Here is a 19,202-nt window from a genome sequence, read left to right as displayed (position 1 = left end):
TCTATCCTTAGCACGACGAAATTTGATCAGGACCATTTGACCTTTATTTATGCCAAATACACCACCGACTCCAGCCGACATTTATCGCATTCGTGTTGCCGTACCTGTACATCTCTATGACTGTTTTGACTACACTTTAACGGCTGAACAATATCAGCAAGCTGAAGTTGGGGCACGTGTGGCCGTGTCGTTTGGACGGCAAAATCTGGTGGGCATTATTGTTGAAAAATTAACGGCCGATACCCCGATTGATCCACATTTTAAGCTCAAAGCCATCACTGAACTGCTGGATGAACAAGCGCTTTTAGATCAAAAAATTTTAAGCTTGCTCACCTGGTCCGCGCAATATTATCAATTTCCGATTGGTGAAGTATTTCAGAGTGCCCTGCCGACATTTTTACGTCAGGGCAAACCCTATAATTTATTGGCCCGCATGTGGAAAGTTCTGGATTTGCATGCTGAAGACAAGCTGATGCGCTCTGAAAAACAGCAACAAGCCTATAAAGTGCTGAAATTACATCCTCAAGGCACCACAGAAAATATTTTAAATTTAGCCGGAATTGAAACGGCGACACTCAAGGCACTGGAAAAAAAGGCGATTGTGCAATGCATTCTGGAACATCAGGACTTTAGTCCTCAACCGGTCACCCTGGCACAAATGCCCTTAACCGCAAATGAAGATCAGAAAAAAGCCATTCAACAGGTGTTGAAAGCCCAGAAAAAATATCAGGCTTTTTTACTGGATGGCTTGACCGGGAGCGGTAAAACCGAAGTGTATTTGCAAATCATGCAAGAGGTGCTGAAACAGGGTAAACAGGTCTTGGTTTTAGTGCCTGAAATTGGCCTGACCCCGCAGACCATCAGCCGGTTCCAGTCACGTTTTCATGGCAACATTGTACTACTGCATTCAGGACTGAACGATTCAAAGCGCCTGCAAGCCTGGCAGGCTGCACAAACTGGCAAAGCTTCGATTATTTTAGGGACCCGTTCAACCATTTATACGCCGCTGCCCAATCTGGGCCTGATCATTCTGGATGAGGAACACGACCTGTCTTTCAAACAGCAGGAAGGCTTTCGCTACCATGCCCGTGATGTCGCAATGTACCGTGCCCATCTGGAAAATTGTCCGATTATTTTAGGCTCAGCCAGCCCAAGTATTGACAGCTATGCACTGGTTGAAATGGGGAAAATGACCCGTTTAGAACTGAATCAGCGTGCCGGTGCAGCCGTGATGCCAAAAATTCATCTGATTGACCTGAAAATTGCACAAAAACAGAATGGCATGAGCCAAAGCCTGATTGATGAAATTCAAAAACGTCTGGATAAAAAAGAACAGGTATTGGTGTTTTTAAACCGTCGCGGTTATGCCCCGGTACTGATTTGTGAAAGCTGTGCCTGGCAAGCCAAATGTCCGCATTGTGATGCCAACTTTACCGTGCATCGCCAGCCTTATCAGCATTTGCATTGTCACCACTGTGGCAGCATTCACCGTCTACCGGAACAATGCCCGCAGTGCAAGCATAGTGAATTAAAACCGATTGGCCTGGGCACCGCCAAAGTGGAAGAAAACCTGCAACAACTGTTCCCCCATTTCGATGTGATCCGGGTCGACCGCGATTCCACCAGCCGGGTCGGCAGCTGGCAAAAAATTTATGACAAAATCCAGAAAAGTGAACCGGTGATTTTGCTCGGCACCCAGATGCTGGCCAAAGGACATCATTTTCCCTATGTCACTTTAGTGGCTATTTTAGATATTGATTCCGGCCTGCTCAGTGTCGATTTCCGTGCCACCGAACGCACGGCACAACTGATTGTACAGGTCGCTGGTCGTGCCGGACGCGGTGAACGCAAAGGTGAAGTCTATTTACAAACCCTGAGACCGGATCATCCACTATTAAATACCTTAATTGACAAAGATTACCGGCATTTCGCCAGACAGACCTTAAAAGAACGTCAGGCCGCTGCTTTACCGCCTTTTCGTTATGCAGCCTTAATACGCTGTGAATCGAAAAGTCAGGAACAGAACCAGGAATTTTTACAGCAGCATGCTCAGGCGTTAAGACAGGTTTCGGAAAACCTGATTGATATCTGGGGACCGATTCCTGCCCCGATGGAACGTAAGGCCGGGCGTTATCAGGCGCATATGGTGCTGCTGTCACAAGATCGTGCCCGATTACATTTTTATATCCGTACCTGGTGGCAAAATATGTTGCATGAAAAGCCCTCAAACATGAAACTGACACTCGATATAGATCCTCAGGAATTAAGCTAAATCAAAGGTCAGACGTTGCTTAATTCTTTTGACATTAAAATAAATTCCAGGACAAACTGATGTCGCTACTGTTACAAATTACGATTTTTCTGGGTGCTTCGCTGCTCTTGGTGCCGCTCGCCAAGCGTTTTGGCATTGCCACAGTACTCGGCTATTTGTTTACAGGTATTTTGCTCGGTCCCAGCGTATTGAATATGGCCAGTGACCCGGAGGCGATTCAGGAACTGGCAGAATTTGGTGTCATCTTGCTGATGTTCATTATTGGTCTGGAGCTGCGTCCGCAACGGCTGTGGGAAATGCGTAAATCCATTTTTCTGATGGGCAGCTTACAAGTCGGCATTACCGGAGTTATTCTGGCAGTCGTGACTTTTTTTGCCTTACAGCAGAACCTGGCCGCCAGTTTTGTGATTGGTATGGCGCTGGCGCTATCCTCCACTGCCTTTGTGTTACAGCTGCTCTCAGAAAAGCAGCAACTCAACACCACCTTCGGGCAACAATCTTTTTCCATTTTACTGTTTCAGGATATTGCGGCCATTCCGCTGCTGGCGATTATTCCCTTACTGGCAGGTACTGAATCGACCCACCATGGAGTGGCCTACTTTGCCGCCATTATTGCCACCTTTAGCGGTTTGTTCCTGTTTAGCCGCTATATGATGCGGCCATTCTTCCGCTTTGTGGCCAAAAGCGGGGCGCATGAACTGATTACCGCAGTCGGCTTGTTTATTGTACTGGGTGTCGTGGTGCTGATGGATGTACTCGGCATCAGTACCACCCTGGGCGCTTTCCTAACCGGGGTGTTGCTGGCCGACTCTGAATTCCGTCACGAACTGGAAGCTAGTATTGCACCGTTTAAAGGACTGCTGCTGGGCTTATTCTTCATGACGGTGGGTATGACCACACAATTATCCCTTCTGGTAGATATGCCCTGGTTGATTATTGGCGGTGCCCTCATTTTAATGCTGGTCAAAAGTATCACCCTGGCGGCGATTGCCCGTTATTTAAAATACTCATGGCGTAACAGCTTACTACTTGCGACCTGCCTGGCCCAAGGCGGTGAATTTGCCTTTGTGGTGCTGAAAGTCGCGACGAGTGAAAAAGTTCTTACTCAAGCCATGCTTGAGCCTTTGACCCTGATTGTGACCCTTTCCATGGTGCTCACCCCGATGTTTTACTGGTTGATCAGTCGCTGGATTATTCCTTTAATAGATAAAGAAAAAACGCCAGTTTATGATGAAATTCCAGACATCCATAACCCGATGATCATTGCCGGTTTTGGCCGTTTCGGACAGATTATTGCTCGTATTGCCCATTTACAACACCAGTCTTTTACCGCGATTGACAGTAACCTGGAAAAAGTCGATTTCGTACGCAACTATGGCGGCACGGTATACTATGGGGACGCGACACAACCCGATATTTTACGTTCCGCAGGCATTGAACACGCCAAAGTTTTTGTTCTGGCGATTGATGATATTGAAGACTCCATGAATGTGGCACGTCATATTCGTTTAAACTATCCCAATCTGAAACTTTTGGTGCGTGCCCGAGACCGTCATCATGTGCATTTACTGCGCGATTTAGGTGTCGAACAGATCTGGCGTGAAACTTATTTATCATCGCTAGGTATGGCTTATCGCGCTTTACGCGAATTAGAGATTAGCGAAGAAGATGCGTATAAGAGTATTGAACTGTTTCGTGATTACGATGAGAAATTATTGCTTCAACAGCAACGGGTTTATACTGATGAACAGAAAATTTATGAGACCCATCGTAATGCACTGGCAGAACTTGAGCATTTATTTGAAAGTGATGCTCAAATTCGTCAAGAACCCACTGGCGTCAATTTACAACGCGGCTTAGCACATCAGCGTATTGATGTCACAAGAGATGATAGTAACTAGCTTGTGTTTTACAATATAGACACCATTAACACGGGCTATTGGAGAAATTTATGTCTGAATTACGTCAACGCTTTTATATTGAAAATTGCCCGATTCGTGGTGAAGTGGTTCATCTGGAAAGCGTTCTGCAAACGATTCTCGCGCAACGTGACTATCCGCAAGCCATTCAAATCCTTTTGGGGGAAATGCTCAGCGCTACCGCATTGTTAGCCAGTACCCTGAAAATTAAAGGCCGGATCAGCCTACAAATTCAGGCAGCTGGCACTTTTAAATGGGCTATGGCTGAATGTAACCATCTAGGCCAGCTACGTGCATCAGCCGATTATGAAGAAGATCCACGCTTTTTTCAGGCAGAAAACAGCAGCACGGTATTTAATGCCCTGGTCAATCCGATACTGTTTATTAATATTGAGCCTGAATTCGGTGAACGCTATCAGGGTATTATTGCGCTTGAGCATGATACTTTGGCTGGCTGTTTGATGCAGTACTATGATTTATCTGCACAAATTCCAACAAAAATCGTTTTATCCAGCACAGCTGAACGTTCTGGCGGTCTGCTGATTCAGCTCTTGCCACGCAATAGTGAAGAAGAGCAGCAACGTGTGGATGAAGACCTCTGGCCACGCCTGACCATACTGACCGAGACATTGAAAGCGGAGGAACTCACAGATCTGGAACCGACTGAAATTCTTTACCGTCTGTACAATGAAGAAGATGTGCGTTTACCTGAAGCTGAACAATTAAGCTTTGGTTGTACCTGTTCTAAAGAGCGTTGCGCCAATGCCTTGATTCAAATTGGTGTGGAAGCAGTACGTGAAACTTTAGAGTTCCAGAATCCCATTACCATGGATTGCCAGTTCTGTAGTACCCGCTACACATTTACTGCGGAAGAAGCCTTTGGTTTATTTGGCAAACACTTAAGTTAATTTGATCAAGTAAACAAAATCAGAGCAGCAATAATAATTACTGCTCTTTTTTTATCTTTCCAAAATAAAATACATCATTTTTTACTTTATTTTATAGCGTTTTTTTACACTTGTATTTTAAATATTTTAGCGTAAAATCCGCTTTTAAAATAAAGCAAAACTATCTCAAATAATGCTTTATTTCTAATGCATAAAAATAAATTAATAATTGGAAATATTGACCACATGAACACAAAAATAATGCTTAGTCTATTATTACTGCTGACCTGTCCTTTTATTCATGCAAAAGCTCCTGACTTGGTGGGAACATGGAAAACGATTGATGATAAAACAGGATATGCCCGTGCTGAAGTTCTCATCACTAAGCAAGAAAATGGAGCTTATCGGGGAACAATTATCCAAGTCCATGCCATTCCAAACCGTAGCGCTATTGATCATTGTGAAAAATGCAAAGGAGCACTCAAAAATGCGCCTCTGATTGGCTTACCGATCTTGTCAGGCTTTAAGCAAAACCCTAAAAAGACAGATGAATTTATTGATGGTCAAGTACTTGATCCCCTTTCAGGTCATGTCTATCAAGGTAAGGGACGTCTCAATACACGAGGCAATGTCCTAACCTTACGTGGCTTTATTGGTACTAGCCTGCTGGGCCGCACCGTGTCCTGGATTAGAGTGAATTAACATGCTTTTCATTCAGCACAAGTTTTTATCTCCATCCTGTTAAAAACTTGTGCATCCTCCAGATTTATAATCTTAAGAGTCAGTTCAAGTCTCATTTATGAACTATGAAATAAATTATTTTTTATTAATAACTTGGATATACTAAAAGATAAACTCCCTTACTAAAAATTATAAGAATAATAATTTCTTCATAAAAAACTGTATTTTGGCATTCAGCTAAAATATTAATTAAATAAAAATTTAAATTTTTAATATCTAAATCGAATACTTTTTAATCAAAAAGAAATTAAAAAATAACTCCCTTAGCACTATTAATTATTTATGTGACTTACTCATCAATTTAATCATTTGATTTTATAGATACTTATCGCTATAAATTAGGCGTTTTACTCTAAAATTAAAAAATAGTTCATTCAACAGGGGAAATTAGTGAAGAATTTATATAAAGGGATTTTGACCGGGGTAATTTTAGCTGCTGTTTCATCTTTCAGTTTTGCTGAAAATGATCCATTGGTGGGCAAATGGAAAACCATTGATGACCGGACCGGCTATTCTCGTGCGGATGTAGAAATCAGTAAAAAGCCAGATGGCACTTATGAAGGAATCATCGTCGCAACCCGCAATGTACCCGGTACAGAAAAAATGGTCATCTGTTCCAGTTGCCCGGGCAACTTAAAAAATAAGCCTTTTATTGGCTTACCTTTTATTTGGGGCTTTACCCAAAATTCGGACAATCCTCGTGAATTTAACAATGGCCGTGTACTTGATCCGGTTGGCGGCAAAATCTATAAAGGCAAGGCACGTCTTAGTGCCAGTGGCAAGCATTTGAATCTGCGCGGTTATGTCGGAATTTCCGTGATTGGGCGTAGTGTGACCTGGATTAAATATTAATCGCATTCAGCATTTTTCAAGGTTCCGGTTACGGAGCCTTTTTTTGTCATAATTTGAAACAATAAGGCACAGATCAATACTGTTTCAGAACTATGAAAAGCATAATAATGATTAAAACATGATCAAACCCAGATTCCCATTATATGCCTCAAAATCATTATGAAGTTCTTGGCATTAACCGAAATGCCACCCAAGATCAAATCAAGAAAGCCTACCGGAAATTGGCTCGAAAATATCATCCCGATGTCAGCAAAGAAACCGATGCTGAAACAAAAATGCAAAGTATTAATGTCGCTTATGACACGCTAAGCAATGAAGAGAAAAAAGCTGAATACGATTTCCAGCTGGATCATCCTGAAGCTTTTTATCAATCTGGAGCACAGACTGGCACAGGAGGTTTTGACCATAACCAATTTTACCGTCAGGGTTTTAACCAGCAGCAGTCCGATTTTAGTGGTTTTGAAGACCTTTTTGGACGTTTTGGTTCTGGTTTTGGCGGAGCAAACTACCAATATCAAAAGCAACAGCGCCAACAACAACGCAGTTATCAGGGTGAAGATCAACATGCCAGCATAGAGGTTGATCCGGCAATTGCTTATCAGGGAGCCACTCAGCAGATTACCTTGCAGATTCCGACCTTAAATGCCTATGGCGAGCCGGAGGTTCAACGCAAAACTTTGCAGGTCAAAATTCCTAAAGGCATGAAAGAAGGACAAAATATCCGTCTCTCTGGACAAGGACAAAGTGGCATCAATGGCGGTAAAAATGGTGATTTGTACATTGAAATTCACTATAAGGATACTGCACGGATACGGGTTGAAGGTGCCGATATTTATTACAATGTGAATATTGCCCCTTGGGAAGCCGCCTTAGGTCAAAGCATTGAAATATCTACGCCTGAAGGTAAAAAAATTCAGGTAAACGTGCCTAAAAATGCCAAAACCGGTCAACAGCTACGACTCAAGGACCAAGGGGTTCCAAGCAAAGTACCCGGTCATCTCTATCTGGTTTTAAATATTGTTTACCCAACTGCGCAAACTGAACATGAACAGCAGGCTTACCAGGCTTTTTCCGAAGCCTTTACCAAATTTAAGCCTCGCAATGATTAAGGAGAACATCATGACGACCATTCATTATCGTGAAATTATATCTGATGAATTTAATCCTGCAGATATCATTGATGAACATTACAGTTTTGATTTAAAGCACTTCGCGGATGCATGCGGACAAAGTCCGGAGTGGGTTTTACAGCTACTTGAATACGATATTTTAGACACGCGCCCAGAAGAAAGAATTCATCAATTTTTTGGTCACGATGTTTCGCGTGCACGTCGGGCCTACCGTTTGCAGCGCGACTTTGATGCCAGTTTTTCTGCGGTGGCAATGATGCTGGATTTAATTGATGAGGTACAGCAATTACGTAAACAGGTCAGACACTTGAATGTCAAAAATGCTTAAAGGTACTTTTCAGTCTCCCTGCTATCTTTTATAGATAGGTAGGTGATGACTGACTATTTTGTTCTGAAATTCAATGCTGGAGAATAATCTAGGCTTATGAAAACCAAAGAATGTAATAAAAAAGTGAAGCGCATGTTTCCTGAGCATCAGGAACTCATCCACAAATTGCGTCATGATGATCCTCATTTCGCAAAAATATTTGAGAGTCATCAGGAACTGGATAAAGAAATCGCTCAACTTGAGCTTAATCCGGTTAATTTAGTTAATGAGGATATTGATTTATTGAAGCGCAAGAAGCTGAAAATGAAAGATGAAATTTATAGAATATTGACTCAAAATGCTCAGGTCAGTTGATCTGGCAGCATACAGAAAATGGCCGAGAGCATTTTTTGAATTTAATTGAACTGTGCTGATTGTGCATCGAACACAGTGAATATGGATAAAAATTTGCTGAAAACTGACCTTTATTTAAACTTGGTCAGTTTTTCAACTTCTTTCATGGTTTCTTTGACCGAGTGCTTAATCGGCTCATAGTTTAAAAACCAGAACAGGTTCACGCGTTGATCCTGATGCTGTTGGGCCAGTAAATCAATGACGCTCTTTTCCCCACGACCCACCAGATGGCGACGATAAAAATAATAAACCAGCAGTATCGTCGTGATCAGCATCACGATCAGCATGCTCCAGAACCCGGTCGGAGATTTTAAGCCTGGAATAAACTCAAAATTCATTCCGTAAACCCCGGTCAATAAGGTTAAAGGGGCAAATATCGCGGTAATAATGGCCAGAATCCGCATGTTTTCATTGGTCTGGTTGGCGATTGCAGAAAAATGTAAATCGATGGCTGCCTGAATGGAAGCACGAAGACGAACCGTATGTTTTTGAATTCGACCCACATGGCTAACCAGATCGTCCATCCGTACCAGCATAATATCCTGCCGTTCAGACTTCTTCTTGCCTTTTAAATGAGGGTAATTATCGACAATTTCGTCCCGCAGTTCTTGTAAGACATCTATTTGTTCTTCGCAAAGATTCTCCACTTGTTGAAAAGACATACTTTCCTGTAATAACTGATTCCATTTGGCAAATCTGCGATGGCCTTGCAGTAATTCTTGCTGCCAGAACTCGACACGTCGGGTCAGAGGTACACGCAAATCTAAATAACCATCGATCATGCTATTTAGCAAGCGTAAAGCTAAATCTAAAGGTGTGGTAGAAGCCTTACGCGATTTGTTCTGATCTTGCACAGAACGGGTGAAATTCATTTCAATCCGGGAAATATAATTTTCAACTGCTCTATTGCCTTGTTCACGCACCGTAATCAGCGCCTGAGGTGTAATGATAAAACTCACCGGTGTGGTGGCTAAACCAAACATCTTTTCATGCTGTTCCAGCGCTTGTGCTCCGGTTTTTATATCATCATCCGGGCTAATCAGTTTACGGAAAATCAGCAGGTCATAATCTTCCAGGGTATCGAAACTACAAGGATGCTCCAGATTTAAAATATCTTTCACATGAAATTCATTTAATATCAGCTGAGTATATTGATAGATTTCTTTTTGCCACTCATCCGCACGATTCACGACATCTTCCCGAGTACAATCAATCCACAAAAAGACCGGTTCAGCTGTAACATTTTGGGTTTTCTGTACAAAAATATGCTGTTCAGTGGGATGTTGGTAGAAATAATAAACCTGCATATCAACAATTCTCTAGGGTACTTTTTTATTGTTTAATTAATGGAAATTTCAATAATTTAATCATACTATCTGCGATGAAATTATCAGCTGTGCGAAAGTGTTAAGCAATAACATACAACTGGATTTACATATTTTAAACCGAATTTTTTCGCTGCCCACAAAAAAGCCCCGAGCCAGCCAAAGTGATTGCTTTGACGAAGCTCAAGGCTTTTTTAATCATTTTCATTCACATGAGCTTAGTCATGTGAAATTCAAACCATTAAGCTTGTTCGATGTCTTTCATGGTCAGTTTGATACGACCACGGTTGTCAACATCGGCCACTTGAACCTTGATTTCCTGACCTTCAGACAATACGTCTGAAACGTTGGCAATACGTTCGTTCGAAATTTGAGAGATGTGAAGCAAACCGTCAGTACCCGGAAGAATGTTCACGAATGCACCGAATTCAACGATACGAATCACTTTACCTGTGTAGATTGTACCTGGTTCGATTTCAGCAGTAAGCGCCTGGATTTTCGCAACTGCAGCCATCGCAGCAGCTTTAGTTTCACCAAATACGCGAACTGTACCGTTGTCTTCAATGTCGATTGCTGCTTTGGTTTCTTCAGTAATTGCGCGGATGGTCGCACCACCTTTACCAATCACGTCACGGATCTTGTCAGGGTTGATGCTGATCACCTGGAATGTCGGCGCGTGCATAGAAATTTCAGGACGGGCACGTGAAATCACCTGGTTCATCGCATTCAGGATGTGCATACGACCTGCATATGCTTGATTTAACGCAACTTCCATGATCTCTTCAGTGATACCTTCAATCTTGATATCCATTTGAAGTGCAGTAATACCGTTTGCAGAACCTGCAACTTTAAAGTCCATGTCGCCAAGGTGGTCTTCGTCACCCAAGATGTCAGAAAGTACTGCGAAACGCTCGCCTTCTTTCACTAGACCCATTGCAATACCGGCAACTGGTGCTTTAAGTGGAACACCTGCATCCATAAGTGATAATGAAGCACCACATACAGAAGCCATTGAAGATGAACCGTTTGATTCTGTGATGTCAGATACAATACGGATCACGTACGGGAAGCGGTCAGCTGCAGGAAGTACGGCTTGAACACCACGACGCGCCAGACGACCGTGACCAATTTCACGACGTTTAGGACCAGATTCACGACCAGTTTCACCTACCGAGTATGCAGGGAAGTTGTAGTGAAGCATGAAGTTATCAGTTTTAGTACCCGCTAATGTATCTACCATTAACGCATCACGTGTATTACCCAAAGTCGTTGTTACCAAGGCCTGAGTTTCACCACGTGTGAATAATGCAGAACCGTGAGCACGGTCTAGAACGCCAACTTGTACATCAAGTGCACGAACTGTTTTGGTGTCGCGACCATCAATACGTGGTTTACCTGACAAAATGTTGTCACGTACGGTACGGTATTTAAGGTCTTCAAACAATTCATTCAAGTCATCTGCAATACCAGTTTCGTCATTTTCTGGAACGAACTGAGCAACTGCTTCAGCTTGAAGTGCATCCAATGCCGCATAACGGTCTTGTTTCACTGCAATGGTATAGGCTTCAGAAATTTTCGCTTCAAATGCTTCTTTTAATTTTACACGAAGGTCTTCATTTTTCTCAGGAGCCGTCCAAGTAGACTCTGTTGCACCCGCAGCTGCAGCGAATTCTTTAATGGCCTGGATTGCAATTTGCATTTCGTCATGACCGAAAAGCACAGCGCCTAACATTTGGTCTTCAGAAAGTTCTTTCGCTTCAGATTCAACCATCAATACTGCAGATTCCGTACCTGCAACCACAAGGTCAAGGTCAGATTCTTTTAACTGTTCATTGTTCGGGTTAAGAACGTATTCACCGTTGATTAAACCAACACGCGCACCACCGATTGGACCACGGAAAGGCGTACCTGCAATGGCAAGTGCTGCTGAAGTACCGAGCATTGCTGCAATATCAGCTTCCATGGTTTTATCAGAAGATACCACAGTCGCAGTGACCTGAATTTCGTTGTAATAACCTTCTGGGAACAATGGGCGGATTGGACGGTCGATCAGACGTGAAATTAAAGTTTCAGCTTCAGACGCACGGCCTTCACGTTTACCGTAACCACCCGGGATACGACCAGCAGCATATTGTTTTTCTTGATAGTTAACAGTCAGTGGGAAGAAGTCCTGACCTGCTTTAGCAGTCGGTTGAGCAACCACGGCAACCAGTACGGTTACACCGCCCATAGTGATTAGAACGGTGTTGGCTTGACGCGCAACACGACCTGTTTCTAGTACAACTTGATGTTGACCAAATTGAAATTCTTTACGAACAATATTAAACATTGACATGTATTTTTCTTTCCTAGTTCTTTTGAACAGTTATTCTAGTGGAGACCCCTAAGGTTTGGCATTCACATCAACTGCATAAATGACAAAGCTTAGAAGCCGACCTCACTAGACTATAAAATGTATGAATACACTATTTTTAAACACAAAGAAGGAGCGAAACAATCGCCCCTTCCCCATTACCTAACCAAAGCCAGGTATATTCTTAATTTTCAGCAATACAGCATTTAACATGCAATAGTCCGAAAAAATAAGTTTAATCGAATTAACGACGTAAACCTAAAGCAGCGATCAAAGCGCTGTAACGAGTAGCGTCTTTACCTTTAAGGTAGTCAAGAAGCTTACGACGTTGGTTAACCATACGGATAAGACCGCGACGGCTATGGTGGTCGTGTTTGTGTTCTTTAAAGTGACCTTGCAAATCATTGATTTGGGCAGTTAAAAGAGCTACTTGAACTTCAGGTGAACCAGTGTCGTTTTCAGCGCGAGCAAATTTAGCAACGATCTCTGCGCGATCTGCGTTTGTTAAAGCCATTCGATTTCTCCGAGATGCTTAAAAATTACATTTGATAGAAATCAATTGATTTCTCAATTGACTGCCGTGCATCACTACAGCAAGTGCGTTATTTTAAGGGAAAATCCGGGGGATTGCAAAAAGAGAAACCGCTTTTCATTTTTTTATATCAATTCATTGAAAATTATTCATTTTTTATTTTATCCCTTCCACTTTGAATTGATACCTTAACGCTTAACGTTCATTCTAAAAACTGGGAAAATTGTGTTACCCATGAAAAGCGCCTCTTTTTATTTTCCCGTTACGGATTGAAGATAAAAAAAAGCCCAAGCTGGGCTTGGGCTTTTTTTGCGCTGTAGTTTCTTATGTTTTAATTATTATTCTTTTATTTATAGTCATAATTTACGCTTTTCGCGTTTATCGTTATAAACATTCCTTGTGTGAAGCTTTACTTCCTTATGTGGTAGATTCTGCCACAAAACATTGTGTAAAAAAGTCGACTTTCTCGTATCTCCTTGTAAGTCTTTTCGTACATTAATTATTATTTCTTATATTTCATGTAACCAAAAAAATTAAATATATCCAATAAAATCAAATATGTTAATACAAACCAAAGATGTAATTCATACAAAAACACCTCTATCTACCGTATTTGATTTTTAGCGCTACAACCAGAGTTCAATAGTGGTCATTTCAGCCAATCATTTTTGTAATAAATCGCCTAATTGTGCATATAAAAAAGCCCTGTAGTCTCTCCCAAAACTACAAGGCTTAGCGGCTGTAAGTTTCCTCTTTATACTTACTTCATTGTAAGTTCGCTGCCTTTCGGCATTATTATTATGTTATGGCGATTTTACCCAACTTTCCGTGTTGAGCTTTTTATGTGCAGCCATCATCTCAAAAACATTCCTAAAGCTCTATGCGCCAATTTCTCGAATTGATGTAAGCAATTTCGTACAAATCTTTAAATTATTTATTTACGATTAACAATTTAGCAAATTATTAATTTTATCTAATACTCCGCTTTTTCTTATGGTTTTAATGGTTAAGGCTTGTACAAAAGCCTCTTGATCAGCCAGCACACTCACTACTTTTTTGGCGCGGGTAATTGCGGTATACAGCAATTCTTTACTGAGTAAATTTTTCGCAGCCTCATCCAATACCACTGCGGTATGGGTAAATTCCGAACCTTGTGATTTATGAATGGTCAGTACAAATGCCGTTTCAATACTTTTCGGTAAGCGAGTAGCAGGTACCCATTTTTCCAAACTCGGGAAATAGACTTCAAACTGTGACTGTCCATCGCGGTTACGCTTAAAGCAGATTCCGATATCCCCGTTCGACAAGCCCAGTTGATAATCGTTATAGGTCATCATCACTGGTCGACCAACATACCAATCACCTTGCCTGCTCATCTGTAGCGATAAAGCCTCCAGTAAGCGCTTTTCAATCTGCTGATTCAGCTGGTCTAAACCGAAGGCACCATGACGAATTGCCGCCAAAATCCGGTAATCATCAAAAGTCTTGATCACCGGTGCTACCCAAAGCTCAGGTTCATCGGCGGTTAAATAGCTTTTCAGCACTTCAATATAGGGGTGATAGCCCAACATCAGCTTGTCGTAATAAGTTGTCCGGTCAAATTGCCCGGTCAAATGAGCAGGAAAATACTCAAGTTGGATCTGATCCGCCATTTTTGCCTGCAATGACACTGCCTGGATTTCACCCGGATTAACCACTTGCTGTGCAAACTGGTCGAGTAAGGCTGCACTGGTTTGCACAGCTTGCTGGGTCTGAATGAATTGTGCCATTTGCCCAATCAATGCTCCTGCTTTAAAACGGCGACTGTTGACCAAATTGACCCGATTTTCAGCCAGAGCCGGGACTTGCTGTAAGTCGGCCAGTACGGCGCCCACGTCCACCGCAGCCAGCTGGTCAGCATCGCCCAATAAAATTAACCGTGCCTGATCAGGCACCGCAGACAACAACATATTGGCCAAACTGAGATCCAACATCGAGGCTTCATCAACCACAATCACGTCATAGGGCAAAGGCTGCTGGACATGAAAGCGTGGCTGATAACTACTTCCTAGCCCCAATAAACGGTGAATGGTGATGGGGTTGAGCTGCTTTAACTCATCCGTTACTAAGTCTTGCAGTTTTTCATCATTCAGCGAGTTTTGCAGCGCTTCTTTCATGCGCTGTGCAGCCTTACCGGTCGGCGCAGCCATGGCAATGCGGATATTCGGCATCGCCTGATTCAGCACGGCAATAATTCGCGCCAAGGTATAGGTTTTTCCGGTTCCCGGTCCGCCAGTAATGATATTCAGTGCCTGCTTCGCCACCATCTGCAAAGCCTGAATTTGATAGGGGTCAGTGAGTAAATCGGGATAAGCTGCAAGATCAACAGGGGGAATAGTTTGTTGTTTAAGACGTACCACTTGCTGGGCCAGAGACTGCTCCATCGCCCAGTAACGGTACAGATACAGATGCTGCTGATCAAAAACAAAAGGCGCGATATTTTGCTCGACATTTTCAGCCAAAACCACTAAATCATGCAGCATATCCGCTTGCTGCCGAGTTGCAGAAATACAACTGTCACCGTGTTGAACCGCTTGCAGAACCTGTTCAATAATATCACTGCTATCTTCGTCCTGCGGTACATAGCTAAACGGCTGCTGGCGAATAAACTGACTCCAAGTGCTGATCCATGCAGCGCTTTGATCATCTTTATATTGTTTATTTTCCACACAGTTATCCTCAAAGTTATCCACAGCTTAATCTATTGTTTAAAAGCCATTAATTTTCATAAATCAGGCTATTTTGCTGTTTTTATCTTCAGTAAAACTGCCTAAAATAGCATCAAGCCGTAGTATAAATTCGGCCTCCGGCTTCCAATGATAAAAGCCCTGTTGCGCCTGCCCATTCATGCCGCGCAAATACAGATAACTTGCGCCACCCAAATGTTTTTCAATGTCATAATCCTGCAGCTGTACCGTTAAATAGCGATGCAATGCAACCAGATACAAACCAGCCTGTAGCCAATAGCTGGCATGCGACATGCTCTGCTTAATTTCCATCTCAACATAATGCGATTGATCGGTGCCTAAAAAGTTACTTTTATAATCGGCGATGTGATAATGCTGGCCATCAAAATACACCAAATCGATGGAACCGGTGAGATAGCGTGCAGAATTGGCCGGGTTAAAATCTAGCATCTCAATACCATGTTCTGCATAGAGCTGATGAATACGCTGGATGGCCAAAACATGATCTGACAAGGACAGATAAAACGGAAATTCAGCCAGATATTCATGTTCATTCAGTTGATTGAGCTGAAAATCCTGATGTAAGGGTGTCGTTAACACCTCGGCTAGCCATTCACTCATCCAGCCAATCAGCTGTTCTTCATCGACCTGCTGAAACTCCTGCTCATATTTTAACGAAAGTTCTTGCCACAAAGCAGGATAATCATTTTTAAAACGGCGTCGGATTTCCAAAGACCAGTCTTGCTGATCTTTAAAATCAATATGTTCGAAAATTTCATGCAGGAATGTTCCTGCCACTGTGCCCATCGGAAAATTGCGTTTGATCCATGCCAACGGTTGGTTGGCAACAATCTCAATTACTTCAATCACATGGATTTCATCTGCGGCACTTGGCATTTGCTCGGTATTCACCGCCAGCGCATCCATAGCCTGTTTACGGCTTAAATGCTGGGCCAAGGCACTGAAACTGGTTTTGGAACGTGGATAAAAGCGCTGACTAGGGAATTGCAAAGCCTGTAAAGGCAAAAGTTCCTGCTGCTTGGCTTGCAGCTTGACCGGTCTTTCAATCAGTAATGCTTCTTCAGCACTGGCGGGATGCTCAAAGTCTTGCCCGCGCCAGAAAGCCAAACCATGATTGGACTTGCCTTCCTGATCCTGTAACAAGGCATAAACCCGATGGCTGGCCCGGGTCAGGGCCACATACCAAAGCCGATGCTGCTCTGCGACAGCACGGGCATTGTGCTGATCAATTGCGTTTTGATCGAGCAAATGCTTGTCATTCACCGCAACCACACGCTGAATATCCACTTTCCCGGTCACCGGATGAACATGTTCTACCGTGGAAAAGTTTAGGGTTTTGTTCATTTCCCTAAAATCTTTATCTGCCCCAAGCAGGAACACAATTTTAAATTCCAGTCCTTTAGACTGGTGAATGGTCATCAGTTGCACCCCTGCCTCATTGGACAGTTTGCGTTCCAGTTCCCACTCACGTTCCGCTGGAGATTGCAGCTGTTTCAGATACCAGTGATAAAGCTTTTGCGCGCCCTGATACTGTTCACTGTGCTGACATAATAATTCGGTCAGATGACGCAGATTAACCACGCTACGTTCATTATCGCGGCTCTGGGTGGCCACCAGGTTTTTCCAGACCTGAAATAAATTCAGACAATATTGCCACGCGGTTAAAAAGCCTTTTTGCAGCCACATTTCCCGAATGCAATCAAAGTTGTAAATGAACTGGCTCAAACCATCGGCCTGGGCTGCAAGCTGTATCAATTGCTGCAAATTAAAGCCTAATAGACGGCTGAGTAAAGCCCGCTTGATTTTGCCTTCGTCATAAGGATGCATAATGGCTGCCAGTACCGCCCCAACATCTTTGGCAATAGCATGATCAAACACACTGCGTTTCGATGGACGATTGACCCGAATGCCCAGACGCTCCAATTCATACTGGGCTTTATCCAGACCATCATTGTTTTTCGATAAAATTGCGATGTCATTTTCAATCAGATATCTGGGACCAGTTTTTTCCGCCAGATAGAGTTTTTCTTCAATGCCCTGATTGAGTAAATCACGAATTTTCCAGGCGACCTGAATCGGCTCGTCCTTTTTATCATTCAGCAACAGCCAGCGCAGCGGTTGATGATTTTCACCCTCTGCATCGATGAGTGCCGGATGAGGACGCGAGCCGGCTTCAACTGGGCTATAAATCACCTCTTCACCAAAGTCCATCTGCCGCTGAAACAGGGCATCCACCGCCTGCACCAGCACTTTAACCGAACGGTGATTATGGCGCAGGCTGTATTGCCGTCCCTGTTTGGACAGCACATCGGCACGGGCTTTGTTATAGGTCAGCATGTCGCCGCCACGGAAACCATAAATCGCCTGTTTCGGGTCACCGACCATGATCATGCAACCTTGCATATAGCGCTTCTGGTCGCGCCAGATCCGCGCCAACATATTGTCCTGATCCTGATTGGTGTCCTGAAATTCATCTACTAAAATCAGGGGATAACGTGCCTGCACAAACTTGGCAAAGCGTAGTCCCTGCTCACCTTGCAAGGCTTCTGAAAGAGTACGAATTTGCTGGGCAAAAGTGGTTTCGCTTTTTTGCTGCAGCACTTGCGGCAAGCGTTTTTTGACTTCTTTACTTAAATAAAACTTCAGATAGGCATCCAGCAAATCCAGATCCAGATTGAGCTTGGACAAAGCTTCGCAAAAACTTTTTAGCGCTTGCATCACTGAGTGCTGTTCAAACTGATGCAATACCTCTTCTGCACATTTATTCAGGACTTTTTTCGTTGCCAGATCGGTCAGATTTTTCAGGGTCGTTTCAAAATGCGGGGCAAATAAGGCATAGCTGCGCTGTTCAGCCAAAGCCTGAATAAAAGCCGGTAAATCCTCACACAGCGTACGCTGCATCATGCTATCAGTGCGCCATTTTTTGCCAATGACCGAATGATACTGACCATCTGCGGAATAATATTCACTCAATCCGGCAATCAGGCTTAAATCCAGCTGGATAAACTCATCCACCAACTGCTCAAACTGCTTTAAATCCAGCTCGGGCGCCTGCACTTCCTGAAACTGTGCCGAAGCAAAGTTCAGGCTATTTTCCACTACTGGCACATAAGCTTCCTGTGACTTCAGCTTTTGATTCAGTAGCAAATAGTCCACCACATTTTGTGGCTGCAACTGAATCCATTCACGCAGCACATCATGAATCAGCTGGTAAGTATAGCTTTTGGCATCATCGGTAATATCGGCCCGTTCAATTTTGCCGCTTTCAAAAGAAAACTCGCGCAACAGCTTTTGGCTAAAGCTATCCAATGTACCGACAAACACTTCATCCAGCTGGTCAATCACCAGTTTTAAACGTTCCCGGGCAAAATCCACTCGCGTAGCATAGTCACTCAGCACCTTTTGAAATAAGGGATCTGTTTCAGCGGCAATTTTGGCCTGAATTTCAGTCTCGGTCAGGGTCTGACAGCGTTCAAAATAACGCAAGGTTTCCACCAGACGTGCCCGAATACGGTTTTTCAGTTCTGCAGCGGCGGCACGGGTAAAGGTGGTGGCAATCACCTGATTAGGCAGATATGGCCCGAGAAAAATCCGCACCATCAGACTGGACAGGGTAAAGGTCTTTCCGGTACCGGCCGAAGCCTCAATCCAGTGCAAACCCTGGAATTGCATGTCGACAATCGGGTTAAAAGACATTTGAGTTAATATTTGGGGAGAATTCAT

General features: G+C 43.2%; 13 protein-coding genes. 8 read left to right on the top strand and 5 right to left on the bottom strand.

All coding sequences use genetic code 11. The annotated features are described in order from the left end of the window. The first annotated feature begins 49 nt into the window (after positions 1 to 49). The 8 genes from B9T38_RS02270 (at position 50) to B9T38_RS02235 (ending at position 8,483) form a co-directional block, all read left to right on the top strand. Positions 50 to 2,272 carry a primosomal protein N' gene (locus B9T38_RS02270; protein ID WP_086195243.1) on the top strand — a complete coding sequence of 741 codons (2,223 nt, stop codon included), beginning with the start codon at positions 50 to 52 and terminating at the stop codon, positions 2,270 to 2,272. 59 nt (positions 2,273 to 2,331) lie between these two features. Further along, positions 2,332 to 4,173 carry a monovalent cation:proton antiporter-2 (CPA2) family protein gene (locus B9T38_RS02265; RefSeq protein WP_086195242.1) on the top strand — a complete coding sequence of 614 codons (1,842 nt, stop codon included), beginning with the start codon at positions 2,332 to 2,334 and terminating at the stop codon, positions 4,171 to 4,173. Positions 4,174 to 4,223: 50 nt separating this feature from the next. Continuing rightward, entirely contained in the window at positions 4,224 to 5,099 is an 876-nt protein-coding gene (gene hslO, locus B9T38_RS02260; RefSeq protein WP_086195241.1) for an Hsp33 family molecular chaperone HslO, read from the top strand. 225 nt (positions 5,100 to 5,324) lie between these two features. Beyond that, positions 5,325 to 5,780, top strand: coding sequence for a DUF2147 domain-containing protein (locus tag B9T38_RS02255; RefSeq protein WP_086195240.1), 456 nt, complete (start codon positions 5,325 to 5,327; stop codon positions 5,778 to 5,780). A gap of 429 nt (positions 5,781 to 6,209) precedes the next feature. After that, on the top strand, positions 6,210 to 6,671 hold the full coding sequence (locus tag B9T38_RS02250; RefSeq protein ID WP_086195239.1) for a DUF2147 domain-containing protein: 462 nt from the start codon (positions 6,210 to 6,212) through the stop codon (positions 6,669 to 6,671). Between the two features lie 143 nt (positions 6,672 to 6,814). Beyond that, the gene (locus B9T38_RS02245) at positions 6,815 to 7,780 is read left to right on the top strand and encodes a DnaJ C-terminal domain-containing protein (protein WP_086195238.1); all 966 of its coding nucleotides are present in this window, start codon (positions 6,815 to 6,817) and stop codon (positions 7,778 to 7,780) included. Between the two features lie 10 nt (positions 7,781 to 7,790). Continuing rightward, on the top strand, positions 7,791 to 8,129 hold the full coding sequence (locus B9T38_RS02240) for a chaperone modulator CbpM (protein WP_086195237.1): 339 nt from the start codon (positions 7,791 to 7,793) through the stop codon (positions 8,127 to 8,129). Positions 8,130 to 8,225: 96 nt separating this feature from the next. Next, positions 8,226 to 8,483, top strand: a complete 258-nt coding sequence (locus B9T38_RS02235; protein WP_086195236.1) for an HP1242/YdcH family protein — start codon at positions 8,226 to 8,228, stop codon at positions 8,481 to 8,483. Positions 8,484 to 8,593: 110 nt separating this feature from the next. On the opposite strand, the gene B9T38_RS02230 is transcribed toward B9T38_RS02235, so the two are convergent. From B9T38_RS02230 to B9T38_RS02210, 5 genes are all read right to left on the bottom strand, one after another. Next, complete coding sequence (locus B9T38_RS02230; RefSeq protein ID WP_086195235.1) at positions 8,594 to 9,829, bottom strand: magnesium transporter CorA family protein; 1,236 nt, start codon at positions 9,827 to 9,829, stop codon at positions 8,594 to 8,596. A 259-nt stretch (positions 9,830 to 10,088) separates the two neighbouring features. Next, on the bottom strand, positions 10,089 to 12,176 hold the full coding sequence (gene pnp / locus B9T38_RS02225; RefSeq protein ID WP_171263155.1) for a polyribonucleotide nucleotidyltransferase: 2,088 nt from the start codon (positions 12,174 to 12,176) through the stop codon (positions 10,089 to 10,091). Positions 12,177 to 12,444: 268 nt separating this feature from the next. After that, complete coding sequence (gene rpsO / locus B9T38_RS02220) at positions 12,445 to 12,714, bottom strand: 30S ribosomal protein S15 (protein ID WP_005007057.1); 270 nt, start codon at positions 12,712 to 12,714, stop codon at positions 12,445 to 12,447. Between the two features lie 962 nt (positions 12,715 to 13,676). Further along, positions 13,677 to 15,440 carry an exodeoxyribonuclease V subunit alpha gene (recD, locus tag B9T38_RS02215; protein WP_180176185.1) on the bottom strand — a complete coding sequence of 588 codons (1,764 nt, stop codon included), beginning with the start codon at positions 15,438 to 15,440 and terminating at the stop codon, positions 13,677 to 13,679. Between the two features lie 63 nt (positions 15,441 to 15,503). Then, entirely contained in the window at positions 15,504 to 19,202 is a 3,699-nt protein-coding gene (locus B9T38_RS02210) for a UvrD-helicase domain-containing protein (RefSeq protein WP_086195232.1), read from the bottom strand.

Source organism: Acinetobacter sp. ANC 4218, from assembly GCF_002135245.1.
In the GTDB taxonomy this organism is placed as follows: domain Bacteria; phylum Pseudomonadota; class Gammaproteobacteria; order Pseudomonadales; family Moraxellaceae; genus Acinetobacter.
This window is presented reverse-complemented; position numbering and strand designations above follow the sequence as displayed.